Genomic DNA, 16,055 nt, shown 5'->3' with positions numbered 1-16,055 from the left:
CATTCCTTACGTTAGTTAAGACCGCGCACCGAGGAGATAAACTGTTTCAGTTCGCTGGTCTGCGGGCTGGCGAACAGCGTTTTGCTGTCGCCCTGCTCCCAGACGCGTCCCTGATGCATAAACACCACGCGGTCGCCCACTTCGCGGGCAAAATTCATTTCATGGGTGACGAGGATCAGCGTCATACCTTCCGCCGCCAGTTGCTCCAGCACCTTCAGCACTTCACCCACCAGTTCCGGGTCGAGCGCCGAGGTGATTTCGTCACAGAGTAAAACTTTCGGCGACATGGCCAGCGCCCGGGCAATGGCCACGCGCTGCTGTTGGCCGCCGGAGAGGTTGGCCGGGTAGTAATCCAGACGGTCGCCGAGCCCGACCTTCTCCAGCATCCGCTGCGCCAGCTCCCGGCATTCGGCCTGGGACTTCTTCAGCACCCGCCGCGGAGCCAGCATGACGTTCTCCAGCGCCGTCATGTGCGGGAACAGGTTAAAGTTCTGGAACACCATGCCGATGGAGCGGCTGATCTCCCGGGCCTGTGAATCGCGATCGGTGATGGTCATGCCCCCGAGCTTGATACTGCCCTCCTGGTAGCCCTCCAGACCATTGATACAGCGCAGCAGGGTGCTTTTACCCGAGCCGCTGCGGCCGATGATCGAGATCACTTCCCCCATGTCGATATCCAGATCGACGCCCTTCAACACATGGTTGTCGCCGTAGTACTTCTGCATCTGATTAATGGTGATGAGAGGCATTGAATTTGTTCTCCAGATAGCGGCTGTAGCGGGACAGCGGATAGCACAGAATGAAATAGCCCAGCGCCACAAGGGCAAACACTTTAAACGGCTGATAAGTGACGTTGGTCAGCATCGTCCCGGCCTTGGTCAGCTCCACAAAGCCGATAATCGATGCCAGCGCCGTGCCTTTGATCACCTGTACGGCGAACCCGACGGTCGGCGCGATGGCAATGCGCAGAGCCTGCGGCGCCACCACCCGGTACAGGGTCTGGCCGAAGCTCAGCCCGAGACAGCGCGAGGCTTCCCACTGGCCTTTCGGCAGCGCGCGAATGCTGCCGAACCAGATATCCAGCAGAAAGGCGCTGGTGTAGAGCGTCAGGGCGACCGAGGCGGCGGTCCACGCCGAGACGTCAATGCCGAACAGCGCCACGCCAAAGAATGCCAGAAACAGCTGCATCAGCAGCGGCGTGCCCTGGAACAGCTCAATATACCCGCGGATCAGCCGTTTCACCTGGCGTCCGCCGGTGAGGCGCAGCAGCAGTAACGGTAAGGTCACCAGCGCCCCGCCGGTGAACGCGACCAGCGACAGCAGCACCGTCCAGCGACCGGCCAGCAGCAGGTTGCGGATAATGTCCCAGTCAGTAAAAGTGGTCATCAGGCCTGTACCCCCAGCCATTTACGCCCCGCCGCCATCAGCAGCTGGCGCATCGCTATCGATAACGCTAAGTAGATCCCGGTGGTTACCAGATAGACCTCAAAGCTCAAAAATGTCCGCGACTGGATCAGGTTGGCGGCGAAGGTCAGCTCCTCATAGGAGACCTGCGACACCACTGACGAGCCGAGCATCACAATGATGCACTGGCTGACCAGCGCCGGATAAATCCGCTGCAGCGCCGGGGGCAGTACGACGCGAACGAAGGTTTGCGTCCGGCTAAGCCCGAGCACGCGACCGGCTTCCCACTGGCCCTTCGGCGTCACCTGGATGCCGGCGCGGACGATCTCGGTGCTATATGCGCCGAGGTTGACCACCATCGCCAGCAGCGCCGCTTCACCGGCGGTCATCTTCAGTCCGAGGTTCGGTAAACCAAAGACGATAAAAAAGAGCTGCACCACAAACGGCGTATTACGGATGATTTCCACATATCCGCCCCATACCCGGCTGAGCATTCCCGGGCGACCGCTGCGGATCGCCGCCCCAAGGATGCCGATCGCCAGTCCGCCGATCGTCGCCAGCACCGTCAACTGCACCGTCACCCACAGGCCGGCCAGCAGCTCCGGCCAGTGCGGCCAGAGCTCAGAGAAATGAAGTTGCTCCGTCATCCCCAGACCTTACGCGCCGAGGCTGGCAGGCAGTGGCGCTTTCAGCCACTTCTCAGACAGACCGTTGAGGGTGCCGTCCTTAATGCCCTGCTCGATGAGGGTATCCACTTTCGCCTTCAGCGCCGGTTCGTTCTTTTTCAGACCGATAAAGCACGGCGAGTCCTTCAGCATAAAGCTCGGGACCGGCGCTTTGTCGGCGTTCTGCCGGGAGATAGCCGCCACCACAAGGTTTCCGGTGGCGACATACTGCACCTGACCGGACAGGTAAGCCGACAGCGTAGTGTTGTTGTCCTCATAGCGCTTAATCTGCGCCGCCTGCGGCGCCACGCTGGTCAGCACCATATCTTCCACCGCCCCACGGGTCACGCCGATGCTTTTGCCGCTCAGCGCGGCCGCGTCCTTCAGCTCCGCCCCTTTCGGGCCAAACACCCCGAGGAAGAACGGGGCGTAGGCGCGGCTGAAGTCGATCACCTTCTCGCGCTCGGCGTTCTTGCCGAGGCTGGAGATCACCAGGTCCACCTTATCGGTCTGCAGATACGGCACGCGGTTGGCGCTGGTCACCGGGACCAGCTGCAGCTTGAGCTTCATCGATTTCGCCAGATAGCGCGCCATATCGATGTCATACCCCTGCGGCTGCAGGTCGGTACCCACCGAGCCGAACGGTGGAAAGTCCTGGGGTACGGCAATGCGGATGACGCCGCGTTTTTCAATATCCTGGAGCTGGTCAGCCTGCGCGGCAGAAACAGACGATAGGAGACAAGCGGCCCCGGCCAGCGCGATCAACAGTTTCTTCATGATGTTTACCCGTTACGTTAGCATGAAACAAAAGATTCTTTGAATCTGTTTTTGCAACTAATGTGCCAGATACAGACGAGGCGAGGGTTGGCGAGGAATTAAAACAAAAAGTGAGAAAGGACAAGCGTTAACGGAAAAGTGCTCAGAGAGCGGCGGCGCCATGACGTGGTTTTTATTGCACCATAATAATGCACAGCACCACGCTGGCGCCCCATCAGCGTTGTTCCAGCTCGTCCAGCTGCTGGTAAAGCGTGGCGATATCGTGGATGCGCGGACGACCGCTGTCGAGCGTTTCATGGAGAAAGGCATTGGCCAGCAGATTAATCAGGCTGTTGACCGAGGCATAGCTATCGTAGGCGGAGACGCTGTCCAGCGGCGCGCAGAGCTGCCAGCGGGAGAGCGGAAACAGGCTGTGGGCCTGCGGCTCGCACATTAACAGGACCGGCACCCCGTCGCGCTGCAGCTGCTGCAGCAGCGGGCGTACTATTCGCGGCCGGCGGCGAAACGCCATCATTACCACCAGATCATCGGCGGTCAGATCGACCAGCTCTTCGCTGAGACTCTGACCCGGCTGGGGCAGCACCAGCACCTGGCCGCGGGCCTGCAGCAGCTGCTGGCGCAGATGCAGCGCCGCCGGATAGGCGTTGCGCATGCCAATCACCACAATGCGGCGGGCGGCCACCATCGCCGTCAGCGCCTCAGCGAACTGGCGGGCGTCGAGGGCGTTGACCCACTGGGTGAGGTTTGCCATCTCCTGCTTAAAATGGCGCGCCAGCAGCGTGTTACCCTGCACCGCGTCGCGCTGGTCGGTGAGCGGCATCCCGCTCTGACGCAGAGTGCGCAGTTCATCGCGCATATCCTTATATTTGTCGTAACCGAGGCGCTTAAACAGCCGGCTGACGGTGGCTTTCGACACGCCGCTCAGCTGCGCCAGCTCGGCGCTGTTGTAGCTTATCAGGTCGTCAAAGTGGTCAAAGATGAAATCCGCCACCCGCTGCTCCTGCGGCGACAGCGAGGCGTATTGCCCTTTCAGTCGTTCATCGAGTTGTTGCATAGCGCCCCTGTAACTTTCGTTTCATCATCTATTCCTCATCATACTGTATCTGCTATGCCTTACACATAGCGTGCCAGTGGGAAAATTCTGGTCATCGTTTTTATCAATGAAACGAAACGTTCAGAGATGGAACAGCTTTTGCAGTGTTCTGCGGGTGATTCGTTCAGAAAGGATAATTTATGCACAGTAGCAACGTTTCGACCCACGGCATGGCGGTGGCCCCCCACCACCTCGCCAGTCAGAGCGCGCTGGCGATCCTGCGCGAGGGCGGCAGCGCCATTGAAGCGATGGTGGCTGCCGCGGCGGCCATCGCCGTCGTCTATCCCCATATGAATGGCCTCGGCGGCGATGGCTTCTGGCTGATCGTGCCGCCTGAGGGAGACCCCATCGCCATTGACGCCAGCGGGGCCGCCGGATCGCTGGCGACCCTCGAGGCCTACGCCGGACAGCAGCATATTCCCCACCGGGGACCGCAGGCCGCGCTGACCGTCGCCGGCACCGTCAGCGGCTGGGACGAGGCGCTGCGTATTTCACGGGACTTAACCGGCCGCGCGCTGCCGGTGGCCCGCCTGCTGGCCGATGCGATCGGCTATGCCGAAGACGGTATTCCGGTCACTGCCTCGCAGGCCCACGCCACCGCCAGCAAACTGGAAGAGCTGCGCCATCAGCCGGGCTTCAGCGAAACCTGGCTGGTAGCGGGCGAGGCCCCGCGGCCCGGCAGCCGCTTCCGCCAGCCCGCCCTCGCCGGTACCCTGCGCATGCTGGCCAGCGACGGTCTCGACAGCTTTTATCGCGGGCCGCTGGCCGAGCGTCTCGCGCAGGGGATGGCCACGCTGGGGATGCCTGTCACCCTCCGCGACCTGCAGACCCACCGCGCCCGGCGTCCGGGGCCGCTGACGCTCCAGCACCAGCAGGGAACGCTGTGGAATCTTGCCCCGCCCACGCAGGGGCTGGTATCGCTGGCGATCCTTGGCATCACCGACCGTCTGAAGATGGCCGATGCCGACGACGCGCAAACGGTGCACCGTATCGTCGAAGCCACCAAGCGGGCGTTTGCCCTGCGCGATGCGCATATCGCCGATCCGCGCCATCTGGATGTGGATGTACAGCAGTTGCTCACCCCGGAAGCCCTGCAGCCGCTGGCCGACAGCATCGACGACGCCAGCGCTTCCCCCTGGGGCGGCGGCAAAGGCCCGGGCGATACCGTCTGGATGGGCGTCGTGGATAACAGCGGACTGGCAGTGTCGTTTATTCAGAGTATCTATCACGAGTTCGGCAGCGGCGTGGTACTCCCGGACACCGGGATCGTCTGGCAAAACCGCGGGGCGGCCTTCAGCCTCGACCCGCAGCATCTCCTGGCGCTGGCCCCTGGCAAACAGCCATTCCACACCCTCAACCCTGCCGCCGCGCGCCTGAACGATGGCCGGGTGATGGTCTATGGCTCGATGGGCGGCGACGGTCAGCCGCAAACGCAGGCGGCGCTGTTTACCCGCTATATCCTGCAGGGGGTGCCGTTGCAGGAGAGCATCTCCCGTCCGCGCTGGCTGCTGGGCCGCACCTGGGGCCAGTCCTCCGACTCACTGAAGCTGGAGGGACGCTTTGCCCCCGCCTGTATCGCGCGCCTGCGCGAGCTGGGGCACGACGTAGAAGTGCTGGCCGATTTCAGCGAAGCGATGGGCCACGCCGGGGCCATTGTCCGCCATCCCAACGGTCTGCTTGAAGGGGCGACCGATCCACGCAGCAACGGCGCCGCCGCCGGATACTAAGGAGCAGACTATGACCACACAGCCAGACTGGAGCGAGTATCTGACGCAGATGACTCACCTGTTGGATATGGAGCTGGATGCGCCGCGCCGTGAGGAGCTGGAGCGCCAGTTTGCCCGCATCGCCGCCATGGCGCAGCCGCTGATGGACTATCCCCTCGGGCCGCGCGAGGAGATTGCGGGGGTGTATAAAGCATGACTCTTCAACACTTTACCATTGCCGATCTCCAGCGTGCGCTGCACGATGGCGAACTGAGCGCCCGGGAGATCGCCCGCCAGACGCTGGACGATATCGCCCGCGTGAATCCGCAGATCAACGCCTGGACCGAGGTCACCGCCCAGCGCATGCTGGCGGAGGCCGACAGCATCGACGCCCTGCGCCGGGAAAAGCGCCCCTTGCCGCCGCTGGCAGGGATTCCTTACGCAGTGAAAAATCTGTTTGATGTCGCCGGGCATACCACCCTCGCCGGCGCCGAACTGCTGAGCGACCGGCCGCCGGCAGCCAGCGACAGCTGGGCGGTGCGCCAGCTGCACAGCGCCGGCGCCCTGCTCAGCGGGATGCTCAATATGGACGCCTACGCCTACGGCTTTACCACCGAAAACAGCCACTATGGCGCGACGCGCAACCCGCACGATCTGTCGCGGATCGCCGGCGGTTCTTCCGGCGGTTCGGCCGCGGCGGTGGCGGCCGGGCTGGTTCATTTCAGCCTCGGCAGCGACACCAACGGCTCGATCCGTGTCCCCGCGTCGCTGTGCGGGATCTTTGGCCTGAAACCCACTTTCGGGCGCCTGTCGCGCTCTGGCAGCCATCCGTTTGTCGCCAGTCTGGATCATATTGGTCCTTTTGCACGCCGGGTAGCCGACCTCGCCGCGGTGTATGACGCCCTGCAGGGGCGCGACCCGGCCGATGACTTTCAGGCTGATAAAGCCAGCGAGCGCACCGGCAATCTGCTGGAACGCGGACTGGAGGGGCTGCGCTGCGCGCGGCTGGGGGGCTATTTCACCACCTGGTGCGATGACGACGCCCGGGCGGCCGTGGATCGGGTCGCCCACGCGCTGGGCGCCGACAGCGAGCTGCAGTTCGCGGATGCCGCGCTGGCCCGCTCGGCGGCCTTTATCATCAGCGCCAGCGAAGGCGGCAATCAGTACCTGACGGATCTTCGCCACTCGCCCGAGCGCTTTGAACCTCACTCCCGCGAGCGGCTGCTGGCCGGCGCGATGATCCCCTCCGCGTGGTATCTGCAGGCTCAGCGTTTTCGCCGTCATGCCCGTCAGGCAATGAAATCCCTGTTCAGCCAGGCCGACGTGCTGATCGCCCCGGCCACCCCATGCAGCGCCACGCCAATAGGCGCGGAGGAGATGGTGATTAACGGCCAGCCGCTGCCGGTGCGCGCCAGCATGGGAATGCTGACGCAGCCGATCTCCTTCCTCGGGCTGCCGGTGGTGACCGTGCCCCTGCGTACCGCCAGCGGTAAGCCGATTGGCCTGCAGCTGATTGCCGCGCCGTTTAACGAACAAGCCTGTCTTCGCGCCGCGCGGGCGCTGGAAGCGATGGGCATTACCGATGCCCGAGTGGCGGAGAGTGCAGCATGATCAATCTGGATAATGTAGACCGCCCGGCGATCCTCGCCGAGGTAACGGCGGCGTTTTATCAGTATGAAGAGGCGCTGGTGAGCAATAACATCGAGGCGCTGGATGCGCTGTTCTGGCACGACCCGCGCACCGTACGGCTGGGAGCCGGCGAAAATCTGTATGGCATCGAGGCGATCCGCGCCTTTCGCGCCGCCCGCCCCGCCGCCGGTCTGGCCCGCGATCTGCGCCATACCACCATTACCACCTTTGGCGCGGATATGGCGGTGTGCAGCACCGAGTTCACCCGCGAAGGCAGCGCGCGCCTGGGCCGCCAGCAGCAGACCTGGGTACGCTTCCCCTACGGCTGGCGGATTGTCGCCGCCCAGGTCAGTCTGATGGACTGAGTGGCATAGACTGGAGCGGACCGGGGAATAAGGTATCCGCCGGCCCGCTTCCGGTCCGGTAACACGCTATTTGGAGTCGAAGATCATGGTGTTCATCAGAGCTGCTGAAGCAAAAGATATCCCCTCGCTGCAAACGCTATTTCTGCAGCTGGGCTATCAGACGGAGACGGCGATCTTAGCGCAACGCATCACTGCCCCGCAGAGGATGATGAGTGCGCTGGTGGCGGAAACAGAAAACGCCGTGTGTGGCGTAATCGTTATCAATTTTATTTTACCGGTACATGAGAACCGTTTATGGGCATTAATTTCCGCGCTGGTCATAGAGGAATCGTCACGTGGATCAGGGATAGGCCAGCAGCTTCTCCAGGCCGCAGAGCGCCTCGCCCGTGATAAACAATGCGCTCAGATCGAGCTTTCAAGTAGTGAAAAAAGAATCAGAGCGCATCAATTTTATGAAAATAACGGCTACAAGGAGGTTCGCAAACGCTTCGTTAAACATTTGTCTTAACCGCCTGCGCGCGAGGGCTTTCCCCGGATGACCGTAACTATATTTTGCCCAGCAGGATATTTAACATGCGGCGCAGGGGTTCCGCCGCCCCCCACAATAGCTGATCGCCAACCGTTAACACCGAGTAGACTGGGTCATTATTTAGCGACATTTTCTTGTAGCGGCCAATACCTACCTGCAGCGAACCACTAATAGCAGCCGGGGTCAATTTACTGACACTCTCTTGCTTATTATTGCGGACATAGTTTACCCACGGATGGGAATGGGTGACTAACTCAGCAAATTCTGCTTCGCTGACCTCACGTTTAAGTTTCAGCGTAATCGCCGCGCTGTGACAGCGGATCACCCCGACCCGAATGCATAAACCATTGACCGGGATGGTACCCGGCGCAAGGCCAAGAATTTTATTAGTTTCCGCCTCGCCCTTCCATTCTTCGCGGCTGTTTCCATCGCCCAGATCGCTGTCGATCCACGGAATGATGCTGCCCATGAGGGGGACGCCAAAATTCTCCACCGGCATGCCCGCGCTGTTAATCAACTCACTCACTTTATTTACCAATGGCAGCACGGAACCTGATGATGTCAGTTCATCAGCGGATAAATGCTGACTGATATAAGCGCTTTGTGCGATTAATTCCCGCACCTGTTTGGCGCCCGCCCCGGAGGCAGACTGATAGGTCATCACGCTCAACCATTCGATAAGATCCGCTTTTATCAGCCCGGCCAGCCCCATCAGGCTCAGCGTGATGGAGCAATTGCCGCCGACAAACAGTTTCAATCCCGCTTTTACCGCGCGATCGATATTATCGCGGTTGATCGGGTCGAGAATAATGCAGGCTTTTTCATCCATCCGCAGCGCCGAAGCGGCGTCAATCCAGTAACCTTGCCAGCCATGGTTAATTAACGCAGGATAGATGGCTTTGGTATAATCCCCGCCCTGACAGGTTATAATAATATCCATTTCGGCGAGGGCGCTAAGGGAATTCGCATCTTTCAGCCTGTCGCTGTTACCATTAATAACCGGGCCCACGCCGCCCGCACTGGAGGTGCTAAAAAAATGCGCTGAAATACCGTCAAAATCATTTTCTTCGATCATTCTTTGCAGTAATACAGAGCCCACCATCCCTCGCCAACCAACAATACCCACCTGCTTCATTTATTTAACCTTTATAAGTTATGAGAATGTTAATTTGAGTGTCGCCATACCTTATATCGTATCCCCCAATAAAGGTCATTACCCAGCACATCGATTTTTATCATTATTAAAATGTTTCATCTGCCATCAGCGATATTTATCTCTTATTACGGTCAAGCAGATATAAGGCGGCGGCGACTGTCCAGTTTTCGGCATTCAAAGGTGAAACGGCGTAGCGAAACGGGAGCAGCTTCTTCTCCGGGTACCATGAAGAGTAACTTGCATTTTGATAGTTACTATGTCAATTTGCTGGCAAAAGCCACCTGGTTACTGGACAGCCCATGAAAAATGAACCGCTTTGCCACGCTCCCTGCCCCATCGCCCGCAGCCTGGGCCGCATCGGCGACAGCTGGAGCATCATGATCCTGCGCGATGCCTTCGCGGGCTTTACCCGCTTTGACGAGTTCCAGAAAAGCAGCAACGTCGCGCCCAATATTCTGTCGCGCCGCCTGAAGGAACTGGTCGATGACGGACTGCTGGAGAAGGTGTGCTACAGCAGCACCCCGCCGCGCTACGAATACCACCTCACGCCGCGCGGCCGCGATTTCCGCATGGTGCTGCTGGCGCTGGCGGAATGGGGTAATCGCCACTTCGCCCCCGAAGGGCGTCAGATGCAGCTGGTGGAAATGGCAACCCAGCGCCACGTGGAGCCAGTCATGGTGGATAAAGCGACAGGGGAAGAGATTATCCCGGGTAAATACGCCATGGTGCCGGGCCCCGCCGCCTCGCCGCTGATGAAATATCGTCATGAATATCTGCTGCGCAAACGCGAAGGCGATAGCGGGCAAAAATTCCAGCCTGAACCTTACAGAGATGCCAGCAATGAATCCGACCAGTAAGAAAAATATTCTTGTCCTGGCGGCCCTGGGGGCTGCCGCCCTGGCGGCAGCGAGCTACGGCGCTTACTGGTGGCATACCGGGCGCTTTATGCAGACCACCGATGATGCCTATGTCGGCGGCGACATTAGCGCCATCTCCAGCAAAGTCTCCGGCTATATCCAGCAGCTGGCGGTGCAGGACAATATGGCGGTGAAAAAAGGTGACCTGTTGATCCGCATTGACGACCGCGATTATCGCGCCGCCCTCGCGAAAGCCGCCGGAGAAGTGGCGGCGCAGCAGGCCGCGCTGGCCGATATCCAGGCTACCCGCCAGCTTCAGCAGGCGACCATTGCCGGCTCTGCGGCCTCGTTACTGGCCGCCACGGCGGCAACCGAAAAACTGGCTAACGACAACCGACGCTATAACGCCCTGGCCGCGTCGAGCGCGATTTCCGCACAGATCCGCGATAACGCCTCCGCCGATTATCGCCGGGCGCACGCCGAGCAGGAGAAGGCCAAAGCGGATAAAACCGTGGCCGAACGTCAGCTGGCGGTGCTGGATGCTCGCCAGCAGCAAATCCTGGCTGCCCTGGCGCAGGCCCAGGCTAACCTCGAGATGGCCAGGCTGAACCTCAGCTATACCGACATTCGCGCGCCGTTCGATGGGGTGATTGGCAACCGCCGCGCGTGGTCCGGCTCCTTCGTCAGCAGCGGTACGCAGCTGCTCTCCCTGGTACCCGCGCACGGCCTGTGGATTGACGCTAACTTCAAGGAAAACCAGCTGGCGCATATGCGTGCCGGCCAGCCGGTGACCATCGTCGCCGATGTGCTGCCGAACCATACCTTTAAGGGGCATGTCGCCAGCCTGGCGCCGGCGACCGGCTCACGCTTCAGCATTCTGCCGGCGGAGAACGCGACCGGGAATTTCACTAAAATCGTGCAGCGGGTGCCGGTCCGCATTGCGCTGGAAGGTGACGGGGCAAAGCTTGACGTCCTGCGCCCGGGACTGTCGGTGATCGTCACCGTGAACGAAAAGAGCCCTCGATGAGCACCGTTCAGGCGCTGTCCGCCCCGCAGGGTCTGTCGATGCCGACGGCGAAGAAGATCTTCGCCTTCGCCAGCATGTGCGTGGGGATGTTTATTGCCCTTATCGACATCCAGATCGTCTCCGCCTCGCTGCGGGATATTGGCGGCGGCCTGTCGGCGGCCGACGATGAAACCGTCTGGGTACAAACCAGCTACCTGATCGCCGAGATCATTATTATCCCGCTTTCCGGCTGGCTGGCCCGGGTCATGTCGACCCGCTGGCTGTTTGCCGCTTCCGCGGCGGGCTTCACGCTGATGAGCCTGCTGTGCGGCTGGGCGTGGAACATCCAGAGTATGATCGCCTTCCGCGCCCTGCAGGGACTGGCGGGCGGGTCGATGATCCCCCTGGTGTTCACCACCGCTTTCGCCTTTTTTCAGGGCAAACAGCGGGTCATCGCCGCGGCGACGATCGGCGGCCTGGCCTCCCTCGCCCCTACGCTGGGTCCAACGGTGGGCGGCTGGATCACCGAAAACTACAACTGGCACTGGCTGTTCTTTATCAACGTGGTTCCGGGGATTTACATCGCGGTGGCAGTGCCGCTGCTGGTAAAAGTAGACAGCGCCGACCCCACTCTGCTGCGCGGCGCCGACTATCTCAGTATTCTGCTGCTGGCCTTGTCCCTCGGCTGCCTGGAATATACCCTCGAAGAAGGTCCGCGCTGGGGCTGGTTTGATGACGCGACCCTGACGACCACCGCCTGGGTCGCCCTGCTCTGCGGCGTGGCCTTTGTTATCCGCACCCTGCGCCATCCGCAGCCGGTGATGGATCTCCGCGCCCTGCAGGATCGAACCTTCAGCCTCGGCTGCTATTTCTCGTTTATGGCCGGCGTCGGCATCTTCGCCACCATCTATTTAACCCCGCTGTATCTGGGGAGCGTGCGCGGTTTCAGTGCGCTGGAGATCGGCCTGGCGGTATTTTCCACCGGTCTGTTCCAGGTCATGTCTATTCCGTTTTATTCGTGGCTCGCCAACCGCGTCGATCTGCGCTGGCTGCTGATGGCCGGGCTGATCGGCTTTGCGGTGTCAATGTACAGCTTTGTTCCGATCACTCACGACTGGGGGGCGGACCAGTTGCTGCTCCCGCAGGCCTTTCGCGGACTGGCGCAGCAGTTTGCCGTCGCGCCAACGGTGACCCTGACGCTGGGCAGCCTGCCGCCCGCGCGCCTGAAGCTGGCCTCCGGGCTGTTTAATCTGATGCGCAACCTCGGGGGCGCCATCGGCATCGCCCTGTGCGGCACGGTGCTTAACGACAGAACCAATCTGCACTATAGCCGCCTGGCGGACCATCTGAATAACGCCAACCTGGCAATGAGCGATTTTGTTCAGCGCAGCGCGGCAAACTTCACCGTCCAGGGGATCTCGCCGGATGCCGCGCAGACGGCGGCGCTGAAAAATCTTTCCGCGCTGGCGCTACGGGAGGCGCGAACCCAGGCATTTTCCGATGCTTTCTACCTCATCATGATGGGTTTTTTACTTGCCGCGCTGCTGGTTCCCTTGATGAAAAAGCCGCCGGCACACTGATACTACAGGAGAGTTAACTATGGGCGTTTCCGTTAAACGCATTGTCGTCACCGGGATGGGGATTGTCAGCCCGCTGGGCTGCGGCGTACAGCACGTCTGGCAGTCGCTGCTGGCAGGAAAGTCAGGGATCACCCGACTCAGCGAGCAGCTGGTCGCGGATATTCCCTGCAAAGTGGCCGGCCAGGTGCCGTCCATTGACAGCGATCCGCTGCACGGCTTCGACCCGCTGGCGACCATCCCGGCGAAAGAGCGCAAAAAGATGGATCGCTTTATTGAGTTTGCGCTGGTCGCCGCCCGCGAAGCGCTGGCCCAGGCCGGTTGGTCGCCAGCATCCGAGGCCGAACAGGAACGCACTGCCACGGTGATCGCCACCGGGATCGGCGGGTTCAGCGAGATCGCCAATGCGGTACATACCACCGATGAACGCGGGCCGCGTCGTCTCTCGCCGTTCACTATCCCCTCTTTTCTGGCCAACCTGGCCGCCGGGCATGTGTCTATCGCCCACGGCTTCCGGGGCCCCATCGGCGCGCCGGTCACCGCCTGCGCAGCGGGTGCCCAGGCCATCGGCGATGCAGCGCGGATGATCCGCAGCGGCGAGGCGGATATCGCCCTCTGCGGCGGCGCGGAAGCGGCAATTCATCGCGTTAGCCTGGCCGGGTTTGCCGCGGCAAGGGCGCTGTCCAGCGCCTACAGCGACCAGCCGGAAAGCGCTTCCCGCCCCTTTGACCGTGACCGCGATGGTTTTGTGATGGGAGAAGGCGCGGGGCTTATCGTGATCGAGTCGCTGGAGCACGCGCTGGCGCGCGGCGCCACGCCGCTGGCCGAGCTGGTCGGCTACGGCACCAGCGCAGATGCTTATCACCTGACCGCGGGCCCGGAAGACGGGAACGGCGCACGTCGGGCCATGGAGACCGCAATTCGCCAGGCCGGGGTGACCGTCGACGAGATTGACCATATCAATGCCCACGCCACCTCGACGCAGGTCGGTGATAAAGGTGAGCTGGCGGCGATTAAAACGCTGTTTGGCGCGCATCCGGTCGCCATTACCTCGACGAAATCCGCCACCGGCCATCTGTTAGGCGCGGCCGGCGGGATCGAGGCCATCTTCACCATTCAGGCCCTGCGTGACCAGGTGGTGCCGCCGACGCTGAACCTGCATCACCCCGATGAAGACGCGGCAGGCATGAACCTGGTGGCGCTGCAGGCCCGCCCGCAGAAGATGCGTTATGCGCTGTCGAACGGTTTTGGCTTTGGCGGCGTTAACGCCAGTCTGCTGCTGAAACGCTGGCAATAATCGTCAGCTCCCCTGCGGTACTGGCCGACGGGGGATTTCCACCGTTGCGGCTTTTGCCCTGCTGCTGGAGTAAATCAAGTACAGCGCGATACCCAGGGAGACAATGGCGCCGATTCGGCTCATCGAGAATGGAATCGACGCATTGTCCAGCCAGCCGAAGTTATCGATCAAGGTCAGTTTTGAGCGAAGAACGGACCACACTATCTAAAGAATGATATCGCCTATTATGTTGGGACCGCTCATGTTAAAAAAGGGATAGCTTTTCTTTTCATTGACGATAACGAAGGAATTTTCATGGTTGAGGTTGAGGAAATAAAAAAGAAATATCCCGGCGCAGATGCCTGGCAAATGGGTGACAGTCCGCAACTGGCTAACGAGCTTGCTGACCTGATCAAAAAAGGGATCAAAACGGCCTCTTGCGGATCTTTTGCCTCTTACCAGCAGGAAGAATCCGCCCCGAGAATCGGGAGTTATAACATTATTCTTGATGGTCAGAATGTTCCAGTTTGCGTGATCAGACTGATTTCGATGCAGCTGGTTCGTTTTTGTGATGTCACTGAAGCGTTCGCCCGCAAAGAAGGTGAAGGCGATTTAAGCCTTGAATACTGGAAGAAAGAGCATCAGAGATTTTTCAGCTCTGAAGGTCATTTTTCTGAAGATATGGAGTTGATCGCAGAAGAATTTGAAGTGGTTGAGGTGCTGTAAGGCAAGGTCAACGGGCTGACATTTTATCACTGGCCACTCATAACACTGTTCGCTTCTGGCGCGGAGCGGACAAGCTATCGAGCTAAAGGTCCGCATTGAGCAAGGAGCTGACGTGCCAGCTATAATTGGTAATAAAATGAGAGTAGAACTATTCTGATTTGTTTAAAAAGACATTTTTACATCCAAGGGCAAAATATTTTTTATGCTATCTTACATGCTCTCTCAATATGCCAGGCTACCTGTGCCTGAAGTTACTCTACGTTCATGGTTAAAACAATGGTTGTCAGAGCAGGAATCGAGGTGTACAGACAGAAGTTTCTCGGCGCGATTTCCCTGGAGAGAAACTGGATTATGTCAGGAATATTTTTTACAACGAAAACTCAAAATTGATGGAAAGCAATTTCTTACTGGCCCCCGTTATCAGGGCGGAAATATTAACAAACCTTTTATTGATATTGTAGGTATGGATTCTGACCTAAATCATACTGCATTAGAACTCATTAGTAAGGAATGGTCACAACTCAGAGCTCAGTATGTCCGCATTCTTGTGCCAGGCCAGTCCTTCCCGCAGGGTATTCCTGACCAGTATATATATGCCACTTCTTTTTCTGAACCCCCTGAATTCAATGATAAATCTCTTACTTTGCAAGTGGCGACATACGAAGATTTTGACTGGTGTTGTCAGGCCCTGGGTGATGCCTATAAGCATACATGGCAGACAGTTCGCGAACTGTCTGCAAGCAATTTGGTAGCAGTTGATGACGAAGAGTTGTGTGACCATATTTCTGAGAGAGAAGTATATATTATCTATGAAAACGATGTTCGCGCCGGGTTGCTAATATGCCAGAAAGGAAACCTCGCTTTTCTGAGAGGATATCGTATTACTGACAAAGTAATACTTCCTGCTTTTCGTGGTCGATCATTGTCGGCCCGAGCGCAACGCCTGCTGTACCGATTATTAACTCATTCCGATTCGGAACTATCCATGTATATGGGCACAATTATTCCGGAGAATATCCCCTCGATGAAAACTGCAGAAAGAGCGGGACGAACTTGCATCCTAAGTTATCAATTTCTACCCATCTGCAGAACCCACGATTAACATCAACGCTAATTTATCATCAGCCTACTTCCGCTTTTGGCACACAGGGACGTGCAGGGCCCGGGAGTACTCCCCTGGACGCATTAATGGGCAGGATGTGATTGTTGCGCAGGCTATCATATGGCGTGAGGTACAGCAGAATCAGGCTTTGTAGCAATGAGGGGCTCACAGCGTCCGGAATCCACCC

Annotated in this window: 18 protein-coding genes and 1 pseudogene; 12 read left to right on the top strand and 7 right to left on the bottom strand. The window is 59.4% G+C overall.

Annotated features, from left to right (window positions below; translation table 11 throughout):
• Nucleotides 1-11 precede the first annotated feature (11 nt).
• The 5 genes from KB890_RS01280 to hpxU form a co-directional block, all read right to left on the bottom strand.
• Nucleotides 12-749, bottom strand: coding sequence for an amino acid ABC transporter ATP-binding protein (locus KB890_RS01280; RefSeq protein WP_004179947.1), 738 nt, complete (start codon nucleotides 747-749; stop codon nucleotides 12-14).
• Nucleotides 730-1,386, bottom strand: coding sequence for an amino acid ABC transporter permease (locus KB890_RS01275; RefSeq protein WP_004179948.1), 657 nt, complete (start codon nucleotides 1,384-1,386; stop codon nucleotides 730-732). The genes KB890_RS01280 and KB890_RS01275 overlap by 20 nt, the downstream gene beginning before the upstream one ends.
• A complete protein-coding gene (locus KB890_RS01270) occupies nucleotides 1,386-2,051 on the bottom strand; it encodes an amino acid ABC transporter permease (protein ID WP_004176117.1) in 666 nt (221 codons plus the stop codon). The genes KB890_RS01275 and KB890_RS01270 overlap by 1 nt, the downstream gene beginning before the upstream one ends.
• A 9-nt stretch (nucleotides 2,052-2,060) precedes the next feature.
• Nucleotides 2,061-2,846: a transporter substrate-binding domain-containing protein gene (locus KB890_RS01265; RefSeq protein ID WP_004143665.1), complete on the bottom strand. Its 786-nt coding sequence runs from the start codon at nucleotides 2,844-2,846 to the stop codon at nucleotides 2,061-2,063.
• A gap of 214 nt (nucleotides 2,847-3,060) precedes the next feature.
• The gene (hpxU, locus tag KB890_RS01260; RefSeq protein WP_004179951.1) at nucleotides 3,061-3,900 is read right to left on the bottom strand and encodes a MurR/RpiR family transcriptional regulator HpxU; all 840 of its coding nucleotides are present in this window, start codon (nucleotides 3,898-3,900) and stop codon (nucleotides 3,061-3,063) included.
• Between the two features lie 179 nt (nucleotides 3,901-4,079).
• Between hpxU and hpxW the strand changes: the two genes are divergently transcribed.
• The 5 genes from hpxW to KB890_RS01235 all read left to right on the top strand — a co-directional run bounded on the left by hpxW (nucleotide 4,080) and on the right by KB890_RS01235 (nucleotide 8,147).
• Complete coding sequence (gene hpxW / locus KB890_RS01255) at nucleotides 4,080-5,666, top strand: oxamate amidohydrolase (protein ID WP_004179953.1); 1,587 nt, start codon at nucleotides 4,080-4,082, stop codon at nucleotides 5,664-5,666.
• Nucleotides 5,667-5,676: 10 nt separating this feature from the next.
• Nucleotides 5,677-5,862 carry an oxalurate catabolism protein HpxX gene (gene hpxX, locus KB890_RS01250; RefSeq protein WP_004179955.1) on the top strand — a complete coding sequence of 62 codons (186 nt, stop codon included), beginning with the start codon at nucleotides 5,677-5,679 and terminating at the stop codon, nucleotides 5,860-5,862.
• Nucleotides 5,859-7,256 (top strand): AtzE family amidohydrolase, encoded by a 1,398-nt coding sequence (locus KB890_RS01245; RefSeq protein WP_004179957.1) that lies wholly within the window; start codon nucleotides 5,859-5,861, stop codon nucleotides 7,254-7,256. The genes hpxX and KB890_RS01245 overlap by 4 nt, the downstream gene beginning before the upstream one ends.
• Nucleotides 7,253-7,639 carry an oxalurate catabolism protein HpxZ gene (gene hpxZ, locus KB890_RS01240; protein WP_002905421.1) on the top strand — a complete coding sequence of 129 codons (387 nt, stop codon included), beginning with the start codon at nucleotides 7,253-7,255 and terminating at the stop codon, nucleotides 7,637-7,639. Before KB890_RS01245 ends, hpxZ begins: the two co-directional genes overlap by 4 nt.
• Nucleotides 7,640-7,724: 85 nt before the next feature.
• Entirely contained in the window at nucleotides 7,725-8,147 is a 423-nt protein-coding gene (locus KB890_RS01235) for a GNAT family N-acetyltransferase (protein ID WP_004179959.1), read from the top strand.
• A 37-nt stretch (nucleotides 8,148-8,184) separates the two neighbouring features.
• On the opposite strand, the gene asd is transcribed toward KB890_RS01235, so the two are convergent.
• Nucleotides 8,185-9,303: an aspartate-semialdehyde dehydrogenase gene (asd, locus tag KB890_RS01230; protein ID WP_020325036.1), complete on the bottom strand. Its 1,119-nt coding sequence runs from the start codon at nucleotides 9,301-9,303 to the stop codon at nucleotides 8,185-8,187.
• Nucleotides 9,304-9,504: 201 nt separating this feature from the next.
• On the opposite strand from asd, the gene KB890_RS01225 reads away from it, so the two are divergent.
• Genes KB890_RS01225 through fabF form a run of 5 tightly spaced genes read left to right on the top strand, consistent with a single transcriptional unit; the run spans nucleotide 9,505 to nucleotide 14,061 of the window.
• Nucleotides 9,505-9,627 (top strand): hypothetical protein, encoded by a 123-nt coding sequence (locus tag KB890_RS01225; protein WP_032408689.1) that lies wholly within the window; start codon nucleotides 9,505-9,507, stop codon nucleotides 9,625-9,627.
• Complete coding sequence (locus KB890_RS01220; RefSeq protein ID WP_004176109.1) at nucleotides 9,624-10,181, top strand: winged helix-turn-helix transcriptional regulator; 558 nt, start codon at nucleotides 9,624-9,626, stop codon at nucleotides 10,179-10,181. The genes KB890_RS01225 and KB890_RS01220 overlap by 4 nt, the downstream gene beginning before the upstream one ends.
• A complete protein-coding gene (locus KB890_RS01215) occupies nucleotides 10,165-11,208 on the top strand; it encodes an HlyD family secretion protein (protein WP_004179962.1) in 1,044 nt (347 codons plus the stop codon). The genes KB890_RS01220 and KB890_RS01215 overlap by 17 nt, the downstream gene beginning before the upstream one ends.
• On the top strand, nucleotides 11,205-12,767 hold the full coding sequence (locus KB890_RS01210) for a DHA2 family efflux MFS transporter permease subunit (RefSeq protein WP_004179966.1): 1,563 nt from the start codon (nucleotides 11,205-11,207) through the stop codon (nucleotides 12,765-12,767). The genes KB890_RS01215 and KB890_RS01210 overlap by 4 nt, the downstream gene beginning before the upstream one ends.
• Before the next feature lie 19 nt (nucleotides 12,768-12,786).
• Entirely contained in the window at nucleotides 12,787-14,061 is a 1,275-nt protein-coding gene (fabF, locus tag KB890_RS01205; protein ID WP_004179968.1) for a beta-ketoacyl-ACP synthase II, read from the top strand.
• Between the two features lie 3 nt (nucleotides 14,062-14,064).
• Here the strand turns inward: fabF and KB890_RS27490 are convergent.
• Nucleotides 14,065-14,232, bottom strand: a pseudogene (locus KB890_RS27490) (EamA-like transporter family protein); the annotation flags it as partial.
• A 177-nt stretch (nucleotides 14,233-14,409) separates the two neighbouring features.
• On the opposite strand from KB890_RS27490, the gene KB890_RS01200 reads away from it, so the two are divergent.
• The gene (locus tag KB890_RS01200; RefSeq protein ID WP_072143287.1) at nucleotides 14,410-14,766 is read left to right on the top strand and encodes an ASCH domain-containing protein; all 357 of its coding nucleotides are present in this window, start codon (nucleotides 14,410-14,412) and stop codon (nucleotides 14,764-14,766) included.
• Nucleotides 14,767-14,968: 202 nt separating this feature from the next.
• Nucleotides 14,969-15,868 carry a hypothetical protein gene (locus tag KB890_RS01195; protein WP_004179972.1) on the top strand — a complete coding sequence of 300 codons (900 nt, stop codon included), beginning with the start codon at nucleotides 14,969-14,971 and terminating at the stop codon, nucleotides 15,866-15,868.
• Nucleotides 15,869-16,055 lie beyond the last annotated feature (187 nt).

Source organism: Klebsiella sp. P1954 (genome assembly GCF_018199955.1).
Lineage (GTDB): Bacteria > Pseudomonadota > Gammaproteobacteria > Enterobacterales > Enterobacteriaceae > Klebsiella > Klebsiella pneumoniae.
The sequence above is the reverse complement of the archived record's forward strand: the minus strand, read 5'-3'. Positions and strand labels throughout refer to the sequence as shown.